The following is a 16,898-nucleotide window of genomic DNA, read 5'->3' as shown; positions in this document are numbered from 1 at the left end:
CTAGGGCACCGCGATCGGCAGCGAAGCCGGGCCACGGACATTGATCCGGCCGTTCCACCGCACCCCTTGGAGTTCGGGTGCGGCGAACCGCTGGGTGAACCGTTCGAAGGCGATCCGGGCTTCGAGCCGGGCGAGCGCGGCTCCAACGCAGTGGTGCACGCCAGCGCCGAAGGAGACGTTGCGGTGCGCGTTGTCGCGATCGAGGCGCAGTTCGTCGGCGTCGGCTCCCCAGAATTCCGGGTCTCGGTTGGCCGCGGCGAGGCACGCGACGACCCAGCTGCCGGCGGGGATCACCGAGCCCCGCACCGAAACCGGTTCCCGGGTGATGCGTCGCATGAGCTGCACGGGGGTGTCGTAGCGGACGAGCTCTTCGACGGCGTTGACGGCGAGCGCGGGTTCGGCGCGCAGCAGGGCGTACTGCTCGGGGTGGCGCAGCAGCGCGAGGATTCCGCCCGCGATCAGGTTGACGGTGGTTTCGTGGCCCGCGACGTAAAGGAACGCGACCTGGGCGACGAGTTCGTCCCGGCTCAGCACGTCGCCGTCGTGTTCGGCCGCCAGCAAGGCGGCGAGCAGGTCGTCGTCGCGGCGGCCGCGTTTCCAGTCCACGAGGTCGGCGACCATGGCTTCGAGTTCGCGGCTGGCTCCGCGCGTGCGGCTTTGCAGGTCCGGCGAGGCCAGCGGTTCCAGGCCGAGGGCAAGGGTTCCGGTGAGGTCGCGCAGCCGGTCGTGTTCGACTCGTGGGATGCCGAGGAGCTCGGAGATCACCGTGAACGGCAGCGGGAACGCGAGCTCAGCGACCACGTCCGCCGCGCCCGCCTCGGAGATCCGGTCGAGCGCTTCGTCGACCAGTTCGATGATCCTCGGTTCGAGTGCCTCGACCGCGCGTCGCGTGAACGCCTGCGAGACGAGGCGGCGCAGCCGGGTGTGGTCGGGCGGGTCGCGGTCCAGCAACGCGAGCCCGCGCATCATCCGGTTCTCCTTGCCGAGCGTGCCGGAGTCGCTTTTCCAGCTCGGCAGGCGGGAGAGGTGCTGCTCGTCGACGGAGTGGCTGTCGCGCTGCAGCCGTGCCACGTCGTCGTAGCGCGAGAGCAGCCAGAACCCGAGCGGGTGCTCGTGCGCGGGCGCGGTTTCGCGTAGCTCGGCGTAGTGTGGGTAGGGATTCTCGGCAAACCCGTCGGCGAACAGGTCGAACACGTACGCGCTGCCCGTCACCGCTCAGTCCTGCGGGAGCTTGATGTTGCGCATGGTCACCAAAGCTGTGGCGCACAACGTTTCTTCGCCATCGGTCACGGAATAGAGCTCTGCCGCGGCGACGGTCGTGGTGTGGCCGGCTTTGACGGTCCGGCCGCGTGCGATCACTTTCTCGCCTTTCGCGGGCGCGAGGAGCTTCACCGTGTAGTCCACCGTCATGTTGACCCATCCGGCGGGCAGCAGAGTTCCGGCAGCGGATCCGGCGGCGAAGTCGGCGAGCGAGCCGAGCACGCCGCCCTGGAAGAACCCGCTGTGCTGGGACAGTTCCTCGCGCCACGGCTGAATGATCTCGGCCGTGCCGGGTTCGATGCGGCCGAAGGAGAAGCCGAGGTGTTTCGCGGCGGGCATGCTCAGCACCACGTCGGTCACGGCCTGGGCGAAGTCGGGGTTGGGTGCGGTCACCGGTTGCGTCCTTTCGGAATCCTGCGGCCATCGGGTGAAAGCGCGTGCGAGGTAACGGGTTCTGGCGGCGGCGCGTCTGATCTTGCCGCTGCTCGTCTTCTCGAGCTGGCCGTGCCGGACGAGCACGAGGTCGCCGAGGGCGAGGTCGTGCTCGGCGACGACGGCGGCCCGGATCGCGCCGGTCACGTCGGCCGGGCGCGCGTCATGGCGGTGGTCGCGCTGGATCTCGGCGACGAGCACGAGCTTCTCGGTTTCCGCGCCGGGCACGGCGAACGCGGCGACCGACCCGCGGCGCACGGCCGGATGCGCTGTTTCGGCGGTGCGCTCGAGGTCGTGCGGGTAGTGGTTGCGGCCGCGCAGGATGATCAGGTCTTTGCGGCGGCCCGCGACGTAGAGCTCGCCCTCGGCCAGGACGCCGAGGTCGCCGGTGCGGAGGAAGTCGCGGTCGGAACCGGCACAGCGCGCGCGGAACGTCTCGTCCGTGGCCTCCGGTTGCTTCCAGTAGCCCTGGGCCACGTGGTCGCCCGCCACCCAGATCTCGCCGATTTCCCCGGGCTGGCAGGGGATCCGCGTCTCCGGGTCGACGATCCGAACGTCCGCTCCGGGCAGCACGGCGCCGGCGCCGGCCAGCTCGCGTCCGCCGGGTCGCGCGGTGAGCTTGCCGTTCGCGAGGTCTTCGACGTCGGCGGTCACCGTGCGCGGGCCGCGGTCCTTGCGACTGCCGGTCACGATCAGCGTCGCCTCGGCCAGCCCGTAACACGGGTAGAACCTCGAAGCCCGGAACCCGGCCGGAGCGAAGGTCTCCGAGAACCGCCGCAGCGTCTCGGGCCGGATCGGCTCGGCTCCGTTGAACGCGACTCGCCAGCTGGACAGGTCGAGGCCCTCCGGCACGCCGGAGCGTTCAGCTTGCGCGACGCACGCGTCGTAGGCGAAGTTCGGGCCGCCGCTCGTGTGGGCGCGGTAGCGGGAGATCGTCGAAAGCCACAGAGCGGGTCGGCGGATGAACGCGCTGGGCGACAGGAGAATGGCGGTCGCGCCGACGTACAGCGGCTGCAGCACATTGCCGATGAGACCCTGGTCGTGGAAGAACGGGGCCCAGCCGACCACAGTGGACTCCGCATCGTGGCCGAATCCGTGGCGGATCATGTCCTCGTTGGCCACAAGGTTGCCGTGGGAGACCATGACGCCCTTGGGCGCCGAGGTCGAGCCGGACGTGTACTGCAGGAACGCCAGCGTGTCCGCGCTGGCTTCGACCGGCGTGAAGTCCGCGTCCGGGAGCTCGTCGACGGCGAGCCACGCGAGCCCGCCCACCAGACTGTCCACATCGGACTTCAGCGGCGCGAGTCCCGAGAGCGTGAGCACGGCAGCGGGTTCGCAGTCCTGGACAATGCTGCGCGTGGCGTCCTGCACCCGGTTGCGCCGCGGCGGGTTCACTGGCACGGCGATGACCCCCGCGTAGAGGCAGCCGAAGTAGGCGACGATGAAGTCGAGGCACTGCGGGAACATCAGGAGTGCGCGGTCGCCGGGTGCGCAGACCCGGCTCAGCTCCGCGGCGACGGCGAGCGCGCGCCGGTGCAATGCCGCGTAGCTCAGTTCCGCCGTCTCGTCGCCGTTCTCGTTGACGAATACGTAGGCGCGCCGGTCCGGTTCCCCGGCGGCCCGGCCGCGCAGGATTTCGGGCAGCAGCATCATCGCTCCAGTGCCTCGGTGATCCGGGCCGCGATGGCGGCCCGGTGGTGCTGGTGGAAGAAATGGCCGCCGGAGAACGCATGGGTCGCGAACGGTCCGGTGGTGACGGCCTGCCACGCTGCGACCTGGTCAGCGTCGACGATCGGGTCCTCGGTTCCGGCGAAAACGGTGACCGGACACGAGAGCAGTGGTTCGGGCTCGTGCGTGTAGTCCTCCGACAGGGCGAGGTCCGCGCGGATGAGCGGAAAAGCGTAGCGGCGGAACGCCGCGCTGGCCTGAGGCGCGTTCAGCATGCCGAGGTCCGCGAGAGCCTCGGCGAATTCGGTCTCGGGCAGCCGGTGGATCGGCGGTTTGCGCGCCGCTAGGTGCGGTGCCCGGCGGCCGGAGACGAACAGGTGCGCTGGTGCCCGGCCCGCGGTCGAGAGCGCGCGGGCGAGTTCGAATGCGAGCAACGCGCCCATGCTGTGCCCGTAGAGCGCGAGCGGGCTGGTGCCGAGGGCGACGACCTGGGGGAGCAGTCCGCCGACGGCCTCGTCGAGCCGGCGCACCGGCGGCCGGGCGGCGGCGTCCTCGCGTCCGGGCAGCTGGACGCGGACGGTCGTGATGCCCGGGCCGAGCAGCTCCGGCCAGCGGGCAAACGACGCGGCACCGGCTCCGGCGTGCGGAAGGCACAGCAGGAGCGGGTTCGTCGGCGTGCCGGACCATCGGAGCCAGGGCGGGTTCGCGATCGCGGTCATGCGCTGGCCCCGAAGGACACCGGCAGCTTTCGCGGCCCACGGACGATGTAGCTGTGGTCCTGGTACTCGACGACGGAGGCATCGGGTTCCAGGCGACCGGCGCGCCGCAGCAGTTGTTCGAACGCGACTTCGGCTTGCAATTCGGCGAGCAGACCGCCGAGGCAGCCGTGCATGCCGTGGCCGAACGCGAGGTGGCCATGGGCGTCGCGGGTCACGTCGAACTCGTCCGGCCGCGGAAAGACCTCCGGATCGCGATTGGCCGCGCCGAGGCACAGCAGCACCTGGTCGCCCTCGCGCACGAGCTGCCCGCCGATCTCGACGTCGTGCGTGGCGAGGCGTTTGGTGAGCTGGAGCGGGCAGTCGTAGCGGAGCATTTCCTGCACGGCCGCGGGCACGAGTTCCGGCCGGGCACGCAGCCGTTCCGTCTCGCCGGGGTGCTGCAGCAGGGCCAGCAAACCGTTGCCGATCAGCGACTTCGTGGTCTCGTTGCCCGCGACGAAGCACATCATGCAGACGAAGACGACCTCCTCGTCGGCCAGCCGGTCGCCGCCGCCGGTTTCGGCGGCGAGGAGGCGGCTGACGAGGTCGTCGCCCGGATGTGCGCGGCGAGCGGCGAGAACTTCCGTCAGCGCTGCCACGAAGTTCTCGACGACATCGCACACGTGCGCGAAGTCGTCGCCGCGCATGAGGCCGGGTTCGAGCAGGAATCGGATGTCGTGCGTCCAGTGCCCGACGTGCTCGCGCAGCGAGAGCGGCAGTGCCATCCACTCCGACAGCACGGCGACCGGCAGCGGCGCGGCGAACTCGGCGATGGCGTCCATGCCGCCGGAGGCCAGCGCCCGGTCGAGCAATTCCCCGGCGATCTTCTCGGCAGACGGACGCAGTGCCGCCACTGCCTGGGCGGTGAAAACCCGGTTCACCAGGCCGCGCAGGCGTGCGTGGTCGGGATTGTCGGTGAACACCAGCGATTTGCGTCCCAGGCGTTCAATCCGCCCGACATCGCGCCCGGACACCCGCCCGGCCTGCTTGCGCACCAGCTGCGGGATGAGGTCCGCGCTGAACGTGCGATCACGCAGCACGGCCCGCACGTCGGCATGCCGAGTGAGCACCCACATGCCGAGGGTTTTGTGCACCGGCCGGGTTTCGCGCAGCAGCCGGTACTGCGGGTACGGGTCCGCGCGGAAGTCCGCGCCCAGCGGGTTGAACCGGATCGCCGTGCTCATCGCGTGAAATGCCCGTCGCCGTAGGGGGCGAGCACGAGCCGGAGCAGCCCGATCTTCCCCATGCGGAAGCCGAGCGCCGACAGCTTGAGGTAGCGCTCGTAGCGCGCGACGACGTCGGGTCCGACGAGTGCGACGGCCTCGTCGCGGCGGGCCCGCAGCCGCTTCGCCCACTGCCCGCACGTCCACGCGTAGTCCAGCCGGCCGTTGTGCATCGAGCGGAGTTCGAACAGGCCTTCGGCCGCGGCGGTGATTTCCGCGAACGTCGGGAGGTCGGCGTCGGGGAAGATGTCCCGCTGCATGAACTCGCTCGCGTCCTGGCGAGACATGTTGGCGTAGGCGATGGTCTGCAGCGACAGCACCCCGCCGGGCGCGAGCCAGTCGCGGCAGCGGCGGAAGAAGTGCCGGTAGACGCGGATCTTCTCCGCCGGAGGATCGTCGGGAAGGGCGAAATGCTCGAACGCGCCGATCGACACAATCCCGTCGAACCGGCTCTCCGGCTCGTAATCAGTCCAGCTTTCCCGCAGCACCTCCGCACCCGGATACTCGCGGGAGGCGATGAACTCCGCTTGTCGCCGGGACAGCGTGAGGCCGACGGCGCGCGGCACGTGATGTGTTTCGGTGAGCCGCTGCAGGATCGAACCCCAGCCGCAGCCGATGTCGAGCACGCTGCCGGCTCCGGCCGCGCCGATCGCGTCCAGGTGGTAGGCGAGTTTGTGTTCCTGCGCTTCTTCGAGCGAGTCGTCCTCGGTTTTCCGCAGCGCGCAGGAATACGTGAGCGACTCGTCGAGCCACAGCGCGAAGAACTCGTTGCCGACGTCGTAGTGGTGGCTGATCGCGCCGGCCGCTCGTTGTGCCGTCGGGGCGTTCACGGCGCGACGCGCTGGCGCAGCTGGTCGTGCAAGTAAGCGGCGACCGCGCGCAGAGTCGGGTTCTCGAACAGCGTTTCGGGCGGAAGGTCCACGTCGTAGTGCTCCTCGACCTCGGTCAGCAATGCGACGGCGATGGCGGAGTCGATGCCGAGCCGGTCGAAATCGGCGTCGGGGTCCACCGAATCCACGGCGATCTCCAGCAGGTCGGCCACGTAACCGCGGCAGAACCGCAGGATCGCGTCTTCGCTGTGGTCCATGTCGGTCGTCCTCATGCTCGGGTCGCGGCGGACACGGGAATCCGCTTGGCCGCGCGGCGGTCTTCGTCGGGCAGTTTCAGGTCCCAGGCGAGGCCGGCCGCGGCCAGCAGCCGGATCAGCCAGAACCCGGGGTCGAGCCGGTACCAGTCGAGGCCGAACGACGGCGAGTCCGGGAAGGCGTGGTGGTTGTTGTGCCAGGCCTCGCCGAGGGTGATCAGGGCGAAGACGCCGCCGTTGCGGCTGTTCTCGCGGGAAACGTAGGGCCGGGTGCCGAACATGTGCAGGAACGAGTTGATCGCCCAGACGATGTGCTCCAGCAGGAAGATCCGCACGAACCCGCCCCACAGCAGGCCGCTCGCCGCGCCGGTCCAGCTCATCGTCACGAGGCCGCCGATCAGCGCGGGGAGCAGCAGCCCCAGCACGACCCAGTAGTAGTAGAGGCGCGCGACCCGCACGAGCGGCTGGTTCTTCAGCAGGTCCGGCGCGTAGTGGACGATGTTGGGGTACTCGTGGCGGCGCATCCACAGGAAATGCGAGTGCGCGAGCCCTTTGAGCCGGCCGGCGAGCCCGCTGCCGGAGAGGTTCGGCGAATGGGGGTCGCCTTCGCGGTCGCTGCACTCGTGGTGACGGCGGTGCAACGCGACCCACGAGATCACTGAGCCCTGCCCGGCCATCGAGCCGAGCACAGCGAGCACGACGGTCACCGACCGGGTCGCCTTGAACGTGCGATGGGTGAACAGCCGGTGGTAGCCGACTGTGATCGCGAGACCGGTCAGCAGCCACATCGCGAACAGCAGCACGACGTCGCTGATCCGGAGCGGATGCACGGCGAGGAACGCGAACGCGCCGGCGGTGCCGACGATCGGCAGGATGTCGAACAGCAGGAAGTGGCGGCGCTGCAGCTTGTGCAGGTACGGGCTGCTCAGCACCTTCCGGCGGGGACCCGGGCGTTCGGGCCCGCCGGACTCGGTCGATTCCACGTCTTCCACCGCCGCGTCCGGTGCGCGCGGCGTGAGTTCTTCAGCGGACACAGGCCGAGGCTAAGCGCGGAGCGCGGGCGTCCGGAGCGGTGAGACCGGAGTGCGTTCGCCCGATTGGTTTTGGTTATGGCGCGCCACTCGCGCGGCGAATCGTGCGGGACTGGGGCCATGACAACTGAGCTGAAGGCCCCCTCGGGCTTCGGAGCCGTGTTCGCCGCGATCGACCAGGACAACCCGGATTACGCCCTCCTGCAGCGCATCGTCAGCGGTCTCATCCCGTTCGGCGCGCACGCCGGGGTCGAGGTCTCGCAGCTCGGCCCGGACCGCGCGGTCGTCGAGATCCCCGACGAACCGCATCTGGGCAACCACTTGCGCACCGTCCACGCCGGAGCCTTGTTCCTCGCCGCCGACGTCGCGGGCGCTTGCGCGTTCGTGGGAGCGATGGCGACGCGCCTGGGCGCGATCGGCTCGTTCGTGCTGCGCGATTCGCGGATCGCGTTCCGCAAGCCCGCGACGGGCCGCGTCCACGCGGTCGGCACCATCGACCGCGACGACGTCGAGACGCTGCTCGCGGCCAAGGGCGAGCAGCGGCTGGACGTCGACGGCCGAGCCCTGCTGTACGACGAAGCGGGCACGCTGGTCGGCAAGGTCCAGCTCGACTACGTCTGCACCCTCGTACCGGAGGCGTGATGGCTGCCGAAGCTCCCGCCGGGCTCGAGGAGAGCATGGTCGACACGCCGGACGGCGCCCGGCTGGCCCTGCGCCTGCTGCCGCACCCCGATCCGGCCGCACCGGTGGTGCTGGTGCTTCCGGCGATGGCGATCAAGGCGAAGTTCTACCTGCCGCTGCTGAAGGCCTTCCACGCCGCGGGACTCACCGCGACGGTCGCCGATCTGCGCGCGCAGGGCGACAGCACGCCGAAGCTGGGCGAGGGCCCCGGTTTCGGCTACCGCGAACTGCTGGAGGTGGACCTGCCCGCGGTCGCCGCGACCCTCCGCGCCCGCTTCCCGCAGGCACCACTGCACTTGTTCGGGCACAGCGTCGGCGGGCAGCTGGCGTTGCTTTACGCCGCGGCCGAACCCGAAGGCGTCGCGAGTGTGACCACCATCGGCACTGGGTCCGTCTACTGGCGCTCGTTCCCGGCGCAGCGGCGGCTGCCGATCCTCGCCACCACGCAGTGGGTCGGACTCGTGTGCCGGGTGCGGGGAAACTGGCCCGGCGGCGGCGGGATCGGCCCGATGACCGGCGGGGTGATGGCCGACTGGGTGCGCCACGCCCGCACCGGCCGCTATCGGCCCCGCGGCAGCGCCCGCGACTACGACCGGTTGCTCGCCGGGCTCGCCCTGCCCGTGCTCGCCGTCTCGCTCGACAACGACCCCCTCGGCCCCGAGCCGACGGTGCGGTTCCTGTGCGAGCGGATGCCCGCGGCGAAACTGGCGCGCTGGCACATCGACGGATCGTCGGGGCTCAAGCACCTCGGCCACGCCTCCTGGGTGAAGGACAGCGACCTGGTCGGCCCGGCGGTCGCCGCGTGGATGACCTCGGGCAAGGTTCCCGGGTGACATAGGCCACAAACGCCCGTGCGGTTCACGGCTCGTTCGCCTTGGCGGACGACTATGGACCGCGCCGTGCGGGCGGAGGTGGTGGCGGTGGAGTACCGGCATGTGCTGGCCTTCCTGGCGATCGCGGACGAACTGCACTTCGGCCGCGCCGCCGCGAAACTGCACCTCACCCAGCCCTCGCTGAGCCAGCAGCTGCAGCGCCTGGAACGCACCCTCGGCGTCGAGCTGGTCGCGCGGACCACCCACGAAGTGCGGCTGACGCGCGCCGGCGCGGCGTTCGAGGTCGAGGCGCGGGAGCTGGTGCGGCAGGTGGACATCGCCCGGCGCTCGGCGCGGGAAGCCGCGGCCGGGCGGTCGGGCACGATCCGCGTCGGCTACAACTTCCCGGCGGCCCAGCACGTGCTGCCGCCGGTGCTGGAGAAGATGCAGGCCGGCTTCCCCGAAGTCTCCGTGGTGCTGGAGGAGAAGCGCACCGGCCCGCAGCTGCGCGCGCTCGAAAACGGCGAGATCGACGTGGCGCTCGTCTACGGGCGCCCGGCCACGGCGAAGTTCCGGTACCGCCGGCTGATGCGGCAGTCGATCGTGGCGGTCGTGCGGCAGCGCCACAAGTGGGCCGGGCGGCCCGGCGTGCCGTTCGCCGAACTGGCCGGGCAGCCGTGCGTGCTGTTCGAACGCGACCTGTGCCCGGCGATGTACGACGCGATCGTGGGCGCCGCCGACGAGGCGGGCATCGGACTGGACGTGGTCCACGAGATCGATCACCCCGCCACGACGGAAATCCTGGTGACCGCGAGATCGCTCGTCGGTTTCGCGTCGATTTCGCGCGCGATGCTCGCGGGCGCGGTCGCGGGCGGCGCGCGGACGGTCGCGATTCCGCTTTACGACCCGGTTCCCACCGTCGACCTGTACGTCGTGTGGCGCGACGACGAGGACGACCGGGTGCGCGATTCGTTTCTCGAATGCCTCGACGCCGCGGGACCGTTTTCCAGTCCGCCATTACGCAAGTCAATCAGGTCATGAGTTCCGGCCGGACCGCGTTGACCGGCGTCCGGCGCGGCCGAAGAATCGCGGTGTGAGCACAACAGCCTTGCCGGATGCGGCCAGGGACCAGGAATCGATCTACCACCAACTGTCCACAGTGGATTCGCCGGTGTTCGTGACGCGCGACGAGCACGGAGTCGCGCTCACCCGCGACGCTGCGGCCGCCCGCCGGGCCGAGGTGCTCGCCGCGGCGCCGGCGATGCGACCGGAATCGCTGGGAGACCCGGAGTTCCGCAAAGCGCACGGAGTCGGGCACGCCTACCACGCGGGCGCGATGGCCAACGGAATCGCGTCGGCCCGGCTGGTCGCCGCGATGGCCCGCGCCGGATTCTTGGCGTCGTTCGGCGCCGCGGGCGTGGTGCCCGCGAAGCTCGGCGAAGCGCTCGCCGCGATCCGCCGCGAGGCGCCGGGGCGGCCGTTCGCCTGCAACCTGATTCACAGCCCGAGCGAGCCCGCGCTGGAGCGGGCGACCGTGGACGCCTGCCTGCGGCACGAGGTCCGCTGCGTCGAAGCGTCCGCGTTCCTCGACCTCACGCCCGAGGTCGTGCGGTACCGGGTGGCCGGGCTCGACCGCGCCGCCGACGGCCGGATCGTGGCCCGCAACCGGGTCATCGCGAAGGTTTCCCGCGCCGAGGTAGCCGAGAAATTCCTGCGGCCCGCTCCGGAGAGCCTGGTGCGGGCGCTGCACGAGGCCGGCGCGATCACCGCGGACCAGGCTCGCTGGGCCGCCGCGGTCCCGATGGCCGACGACATCACCGCCGAGGCCGACTCGGGAGGGCACACCGACCGCCGCCCGCTGGTCGTGCTGCTGCCCGCGCTGATCGCCCAGCGCGACCGCATCAGTAGGGAGCAGGCGTACGCGGTCCCGGTCCGGATCGGCGCGGCCGGCGGGATCGGCACGCCCGCCGCGGCGTCGGCCGCGTTCGCCATGGGCGCGGCGTACGTGGTCACCGGGTCGATCAACCAGTCCTCGGTCGAGGCCGACCAGTCCGACGCCGTCAAGAAGCTTCTCGCGGCGGCCGGTGCGGCCGACACGGAGATGGCCCCGTCGTCGGACATGTTCGAACTCGGGGTCGACGTGCAGGTCCTCAAGCGCGGCACGATGTTCCCGGCCCGCGCGCGGCGGCTCTACGACACTTACCGCTCCTGCGCCGGCCTGGACGCGATCCCCGCGGCCGAGCGCGCGGACCTGGAGCGGAAGGTCTTCCAGCGTTCGTTCGACGAGGTGTGGGACGACTGCGTGCGCTACTTCTCCGAACGCGACCCGGCGCAGCTGGAGCGCGCCGAGGGCAATCCGAAGCGGCGCATGGCGCTGGTTTTCCGCTGGTACCTCGGGCGGTCCTCGGGCTGGAGCATGAGCGCGGCGCCCGGCCGCGCGGCCGACTATCAGATCTGGTGCGGACCGGCGATGGGCGCGTTCAACGAATGGGCCAGCGGCACCTACCTCGCCGCGCCGGGACACCGGCACGTGGCCGAGCTCGCGGCCCAGATCATGCGCGGAGCCGCGTTCTCGGCCCGCGTGAGCCAGCTGCGCGCCGCCGGGGTCCGCCTGCCGGCGCGCTGCACCACCTACGTCCCAGTTCCGCTGGGGGAGGCGACGAGATGACCGCGACCCAAGAGGTCGACAGTGCGTGGCTGGTCTGCGGCCGCTGCGGAAAAATCTTGTACGGCAAGCGATTCGCCCGCTCCGGGCGGGTCTGCCCGGAATGCGGGCGGCACGCGCCGCTGACCGCGGCGCAGCGGCTCGATTCGCTGCTCGACCCGGGTTCGGCCCAGCCGCTGGAGCTCGTGGTGTCCGACACCGATCCGCTGGACTTCTCCGACACCCGGCCCTATGTCGAACGACTCGCCGACGCCCGCGCGCGTACCGGCCTCGTCGAGGCGGTGCTGTGCGCTCGCGGCCGGATCGAAGGCAACCCGGTGGTCGTGGCCGCAATGGATTTCCGCTTCCTCGGCGGGAGCCTCGGCTCCGCGGTCGGCGAAGCGATCACCGGCGCGTGCGAGGTCGCGCTCGCCGAGCGGACGCCGCTGCTGATCGTCACCGCCTCCGGCGGGGCGCGCATGCAGGAAGGCGTGCTGTCGCTGATGCAGATGGCCAAGACCAGCCAGGCGCTCGGGCAGCTGGACGAAGCCGGTCTGCTCACCGTTTCGCTGATCACCGACCCGACCTTCGGCGGCGTCGCCGCTTCGTTCGCCACATCGACCGATCTGATCGTGGCGGAACCGGCCGCCCGGCTCGGGTTCGCCGGGCCGCGGGTGATCGAGCAGACCATCAAGCAGACTCTCCCCGAGGGGTTCCAGACCGCGGAATTCCTGCTGGAGCACGGGATCGTGGACCTGATCCGCCCGCGCGCCGCACTGCGGGCGACGCTCGGCCGGCTGCTGGCGATCGCGACCCGCCGGCCGGACGGGGCGCACCCCGAGGCGTCGCGGCCGGACTCGATGATCACCGACGCCCGGCAGCTGCCGGAACGCTCGGCATGGGAATGCGTGCGGGCGGCGCGCAAGCTCGACCGCCCCACGACGCTCGACTACGCGGCGCTGCTGCTGGAGGACTTCCACGAACTGCACGGCGACCGGATGTCGGAGGACGACCCGGCCCTGGTCGCCGGTCTCGGCCGGTTCGAGGGTCAGCCGATCGTGCTCATCGGCACGCAGAAAGGCCATACGGCCGACGAACTCGCCCGCCGCACCTACGGCATGCCGAGCCCGGCCGGTTACCGCAAGGCCGCGCGCGTCATGCGGCTCGCCGCAAAGCTGGGCCTTCCGGTCGTCACCCTGATCGACACCGCGGGCGCGTATCCCGGCATCGAGGCCGAGCGGCGCGGGCAGGCGGTCGCCATCGCGGAGAACCTCAAGCTGATGGCCGGGCTTCCCGTGCCCGTCGTCGCCGTGGTGACCGGCGAGGGCGGCAGCGGCGGCGCGCTCGCGCTGGCGTTTGCCGACCGGGTGCTGATGTGCGAAAACGCGGTGTACTCGGTGATCAGCGCCGAAGGCTGTGCCGCGATCCTCTGGAAAGACCCGGCGGCCGCGCCGGCCGCCGCCGAGGCGTTGCGCGTGGACGCCCGCTCGCTGCTGAGCCAGGGCGTGATCGACGGGGTGATCCCCGAACCCGACGGCGGTGCGGGCACCGACCACGTGCGGGCGGCTGCCGCGTTGCGCGCGGCGCTGGCGGAGAGCCTGGCGGAGCTCGTGCCCTTGGACCAGATGAATCTCGTGACTCGCCGTCGCGCGCGGTTCCGCGCCTTCGGCTCGGACGGCTCAGTGCTGCTCGACGACGCGCCGCACCCCACCAGGACGGACAACTCGGAGAGGGCCCGGTGACTACCGACGTGAACGCGAGCGCGCCCGTTGCTGAAGGAACAGACCAGGTGGTGACCGTCCTGCGCGAACAGGTGCTCGCGCTGTGCGCGGAGTCGCCGCGACACCCGGCCACCGTCCGGGTGAGCGCGCACGGCGTGGCGGTGGAGGTGGAGTGGCCGGAGCCGGTCGTGGCTGCCGTCGCCGAGACCGAGCCCGCTTCGCCGGATGCCGCACCGGTACCGGTCGCCGAACCGGCCGGAACGACGTCCGTGTGCGCGGAGACAGTCGGAACTTTCTACCGTGCGCCCGAACCCGGCGCGAAGCCGTTCGTGACCGAGGGCGACGTGATCGCCGCCGGCACGCAGATCGGCATCATCGAGGCGATGAAGCTGATGATCCCGGTGTCCTCGGACCGCGCGGGCCGCGTCGTCGAGTTCCGCGTGTCCGACGGGACCCCCGTCGAGCACGGGCAGCCGCTGCTGGTGCTGGATCCGGCGCCGTGATCGGGTCGCTGCTGGTGGCCAACCGCGGCGAGATCGCGGTGCGGGTGATCAGGACGTGCGCGGAACTCGGCATCCGTTCGGTCGTGGTGCATTCGAGCGCCGACCGCGATTCCGCGGCCGTGCGGCTCGCCGACGAAGCCGTCCAAATCGGACCCCCGGCGGCCAAGGACAGCTACCTCGACATCCCCGCGGTGATCGAGGCGGCGCGCGGCCGCGGCGTCGAGGCGATTCATCCCGGGTACGGGTTCTTGTCGGAGAACGCGGACTTCGCCGAAATCTGCGAAGCCGAGGGGATCATTTTCGTCGGTCCGCCCGCGAAGGTCATGGCGCAGCTGGGCGACAAGTCCAGCGCGCGCTCGCTCATGGCCGGTGCGGGGCTGCCGTTGCTGCCCGGCAGCCGCGACCCGCTCGGCGCGGCGGACGCGGCGGAATTGGCCGGGCAGATCGGGTATCCGGTGATCATCAAGGCCGTCGCGGGCGGGGGCGGCCGGGGGATGTCCGTCGTGCGGTCGGCCGCCGAGTTCCCGCGCGCCTGGACCCAGACGCGGGCTTCGGCGCAGGCCGTGTTCGGCGACGGCAGGCTCTACGTGGAGCGATACCTCGACTCGGCGCGGCACGTCGAGATCCAGGTGCTCGCGGACCAGCACGGCTCGGTCGTGCACCTCGGCGCCCGCGACTGCTCGTTGCAGCGCAGGCACCAGAAGCTCGTGGAGGAGTCGCCGGCGCCGCTGCTGCCGCCGGAGCTGATCGCAGAAATGGGCGCGGCGGCGGTGCGCGGTGCCGAGGCCGCGGGCTACGTCGGGGCCGGGACGTTCGAGTTTCTCGTGGACGAGGACCGGCGGTTCTTCTTCATGGAGGTCAACTGCCGGCTGCAGGTCGAGCACCCGGTGACCGAGGCGGTGACCGGGCTGGACCTCGTGCGCGAACAGCTGCGGGTCGCGTCGGGTGAGCCCTTGGGCTTCACCCAGGACGACGTGCGGCTCACCGGCGCGGCGATCGAATGCCGGGTCAACGCCGAAGATCCCGTCCGGGAGTTCGCGCCCGCGCCCGGCCTGCTCGACGAGTGCCGGCTTCCGGCCGGACCGTTTACGCGGGTCGACACCCACGCCTTTCCGGGCTATCGCGTGCCGGCGCTGTATGACTCGCTGCTGGCCAAGGTGATCGTGTGGGCTCCGGATCGGGACGCGGCGATCGCGCGGATGCGGCGTGCGCTCGCCGAGGTCGAAGTGCGGGGTGCCGGGGTCGCCACGACCGCGGAGTTCCTGCACGAGGTGCTCGATCATCCGCGGTTCCGCGCGGCCGAGCACGACACGACCTTCATCGAGACACTGTGACCGGCCGGGAGGGCATCGTGCGGGAGTACAGCGTCGCGCCACTGGTCGAACCGGCGGATGACGAGGGTCTTGCGGACGCGGTGTTCGAGCGGGATCCGGACGACGTCGTGTTCAGCCGCAAGACCGCGGACGGCTGGCTCGACGTGACGGCCCGCGAGTTCACCACCGAGGTGCGCGAGGTGGCCAATGGCTTGGTGTCGGCCGGGATCGAGCCCGGCGACCGGGTACTCGTCCTGGGCCGGACCAGCTACGAGTGGTCGGTCGCGGACTTCGCGGCGCTGAGCGTCGGGGCCGTGGTCGTCCCGGTGTACCCGACGTCGTCGGCCGAGCAAATCAGGCACATCATCGCCGATTCGCGGCCCGTCGCGGGTTTCACCGAGACGCCGGAGCAGCGGGAGCTCGTGGCCGAGGCGGGACTTTCCGGGCACTGCTGGCTTCTCGGCGAGCTGGCCGAGGGTGAGGTCGCGGACGAGGAGGTCGATCGGCGGCGGGCGGCCGTGCGTGCCGACGACCTCGCGACGATCGTCTACACCAGCGGCACCACGGGCGTGCCCAAAGGCTGCCTGCTGACCCACCGGAACGTGCTCGCGGCCGCCGCGAACGTCGTGGAGCTTCTGCACGAGGTGTTCCGGCCGTCGTCCGGCGAACCGGCGTCGACCTTGCTGTTCCTGCCGCTCGCGCACGTGTACGGCCGGGTCACGCAGTTCGGCTGCGTGTGGGCCGGTGTCCGCACCGGTTTGGTCGGCACTCCGGCGGAACTGCTGAGCGCGCTGCCGTCGTTCGGCCCGACCTTCCTGGTCGGCGTGCCGTACCTGCTGGAGAAAATCCGGAAGGCGGCCCGGACGGCGGTCGGCGAAGCGGCTTTCCCGGCCGTGGACGCGGCCGCCGTCGCTCTCGGGCACGCGAGGCGCCACAAGACGGATGAACCGGAGGCGTCAGCGGATTTCGGTGCGGCGCGGGAGAAATTGCGTGCCGCGGTCGGCGGTCGGCTGCGGTACTTCGTTGCCGGTGGGGCCTCGCTGGAACCGTCCACAGCAGACTTTTTCGCCGCACTCGATGTCGAAGTGCTTGGCGCGTACGGGCTCACCGAGGCGTCGTCTGCGGTCAGCATGAGCGCACCCGGCGCGAATCGTCCCGGCGCGGTCGGCAGGCCGGTGCCCGGCACGACGGTCGCGATCGCCGACGACGGCGAGATCCTTGTCCGCGGCGACCAGCTGTTCCCGGGGTATTGGCCCGACCGAGCCGGGGCGCCGGCGCCGTGGCTGGCCTCGGGCGACGTCGGGCTGCTCGACGACGACGGGTTCCTGCACATCACGGGGCGGCGCAAGGAGATCATCGTCACCAGCGGCGGCAAGAACGTCGTGCCCGCGCCGCTGGAGGACCGGGTGCGGCTGCATCCGTTGGTGAGCAATTGCGTGGTGGTGGGGGAGGGGCGACCGTTCGTCACCGCCTTGATCACCGTGGACTCGGCCGCGCTCGCCGGGTGGGCCGAGGCCCATGGCGTCGACTGTTCGGACGGTGTGCCGGTGGGAGACCAGCGGCTCCTGCGGGAAATCGCGGGTGCGGTGGACGGAGCCAACGCTCTGGTGTCCCGCGCGGAATCGATCCGCCGGTTCGCGGTGCTGCCGGAAGACTTCTCGGTGGAGCGCGGACAGTTAACCGCGTCGCTGCGGCTGCGCCGGCACGTGCTCGAAGCTGAATTCCAGAAGACGATTTCTGGGCTGTACGGAAACTGACGCGAGGAAAG

15 protein-coding genes are annotated in these 16,898 nt (G+C 71.1%); 8 read left to right on the top strand and 7 right to left on the bottom strand.

Annotated elements, in window-relative coordinates:
• The 7 genes from ATK30_RS42540 to ATK30_RS42510 are packed head-to-tail and all read right to left on the bottom strand — an operon-like array spanning position 1 to position 7,459.
• Positions 1-1,212, bottom strand: coding sequence for a cytochrome P450 (locus ATK30_RS42540; protein WP_101440319.1), 1,212 nt, complete (start codon positions 1,210-1,212; stop codon positions 1-3).
• A gap of 3 nt (positions 1,213-1,215) precedes the next feature.
• Entirely contained in the window at positions 1,216-3,342 is a 2,127-nt protein-coding gene (locus ATK30_RS42535; protein WP_101440318.1) for an AMP-binding protein, read from the bottom strand.
• Entirely contained in the window at positions 3,342-4,079 is a 738-nt protein-coding gene (locus tag ATK30_RS42530) for a thioesterase II family protein (RefSeq protein ID WP_101440317.1), read from the bottom strand. The genes ATK30_RS42535 and ATK30_RS42530 overlap by 1 nt, the downstream gene beginning before the upstream one ends.
• Positions 4,076-5,302: a cytochrome P450 gene (locus tag ATK30_RS42525; protein WP_101440316.1), complete on the bottom strand. Its 1,227-nt coding sequence runs from the start codon at positions 5,300-5,302 to the stop codon at positions 4,076-4,078. Before ATK30_RS42525 ends, ATK30_RS42530 begins: the two co-directional genes overlap by 4 nt.
• On the bottom strand, positions 5,299-6,171 hold the full coding sequence (locus ATK30_RS42520; protein ID WP_101440315.1) for an SAM-dependent methyltransferase: 873 nt from the start codon (positions 6,169-6,171) through the stop codon (positions 5,299-5,301). Before ATK30_RS42520 ends, ATK30_RS42525 begins: the two co-directional genes overlap by 4 nt.
• Positions 6,168-6,428 carry an acyl carrier protein gene (locus ATK30_RS42515; protein WP_101440314.1) on the bottom strand — a complete coding sequence of 87 codons (261 nt, stop codon included), beginning with the start codon at positions 6,426-6,428 and terminating at the stop codon, positions 6,168-6,170. The genes ATK30_RS42520 and ATK30_RS42515 overlap by 4 nt, the downstream gene beginning before the upstream one ends.
• Before the next feature lie 11 nt (positions 6,429-6,439).
• On the bottom strand, positions 6,440-7,459 hold the full coding sequence (locus ATK30_RS42510) for an acyl-CoA desaturase (protein WP_244194892.1): 1,020 nt from the start codon (positions 7,457-7,459) through the stop codon (positions 6,440-6,442).
• Positions 7,460-7,576: 117 nt separating this feature from the next.
• Here ATK30_RS42510 and ATK30_RS42505 point away from each other — a divergent pair, with 117 nt between their 5' ends.
• Genes ATK30_RS42505 through ATK30_RS42470 form a run of 8 tightly spaced genes read left to right on the top strand, consistent with a single transcriptional unit; the run spans position 7,577 to position 16,887 of the window.
• On the top strand, positions 7,577-8,098 hold the full coding sequence (locus ATK30_RS42505; RefSeq protein ID WP_101440313.1) for a YiiD C-terminal domain-containing protein: 522 nt from the start codon (positions 7,577-7,579) through the stop codon (positions 8,096-8,098).
• Positions 8,098-8,970 carry an alpha/beta hydrolase family protein gene (locus ATK30_RS42500; RefSeq protein ID WP_101440312.1) on the top strand — a complete coding sequence of 291 codons (873 nt, stop codon included), beginning with the start codon at positions 8,098-8,100 and terminating at the stop codon, positions 8,968-8,970. The genes ATK30_RS42505 and ATK30_RS42500 overlap by 1 nt, the downstream gene beginning before the upstream one ends.
• A gap of 54 nt (positions 8,971-9,024) precedes the next feature.
• Positions 9,025-9,990, top strand: coding sequence for a LysR family transcriptional regulator (locus tag ATK30_RS42495; protein WP_244194891.1), 966 nt, complete (start codon positions 9,025-9,027; stop codon positions 9,988-9,990).
• Positions 9,991-10,042: 52 nt separating this feature from the next.
• Entirely contained in the window at positions 10,043-11,617 is a 1,575-nt protein-coding gene (locus ATK30_RS42490; protein ID WP_101440311.1) for a PfaD family polyunsaturated fatty acid/polyketide biosynthesis protein, read from the top strand.
• On the top strand, positions 11,614-13,335 hold the full coding sequence (gene accD, locus ATK30_RS42485) for an acetyl-CoA carboxylase, carboxyltransferase subunit beta (protein ID WP_101440310.1): 1,722 nt from the start codon (positions 11,614-11,616) through the stop codon (positions 13,333-13,335). Before ATK30_RS42490 ends, accD begins: the two co-directional genes overlap by 4 nt.
• A complete protein-coding gene (locus ATK30_RS42480; RefSeq protein ID WP_101440309.1) occupies positions 13,332-13,817 on the top strand; it encodes an acetyl-CoA carboxylase biotin carboxyl carrier protein in 486 nt (161 codons plus the stop codon). The genes accD and ATK30_RS42480 overlap by 4 nt, the downstream gene beginning before the upstream one ends.
• Entirely contained in the window at positions 13,814-15,151 is a 1,338-nt protein-coding gene (locus ATK30_RS42475; protein WP_101440308.1) for an acetyl-CoA carboxylase biotin carboxylase subunit, read from the top strand. The genes ATK30_RS42480 and ATK30_RS42475 overlap by 4 nt, the downstream gene beginning before the upstream one ends.
• Positions 15,148-16,887, top strand: a complete 1,740-nt coding sequence (locus ATK30_RS42470; RefSeq protein WP_101440307.1) for an AMP-dependent synthetase/ligase — start codon at positions 15,148-15,150, stop codon at positions 16,885-16,887. Before ATK30_RS42475 ends, ATK30_RS42470 begins: the two co-directional genes overlap by 4 nt.
• Positions 16,888-16,898: the final 11 nt, after the last annotated feature.

This window comes from Amycolatopsis echigonensis, assembly GCF_002846615.1.
In the GTDB taxonomy this organism is placed as follows: domain Bacteria; phylum Actinomycetota; class Actinomycetes; order Mycobacteriales; family Pseudonocardiaceae; genus Amycolatopsis; species Amycolatopsis echigonensis.
This window is presented reverse-complemented; position numbering and strand designations above follow the sequence as displayed.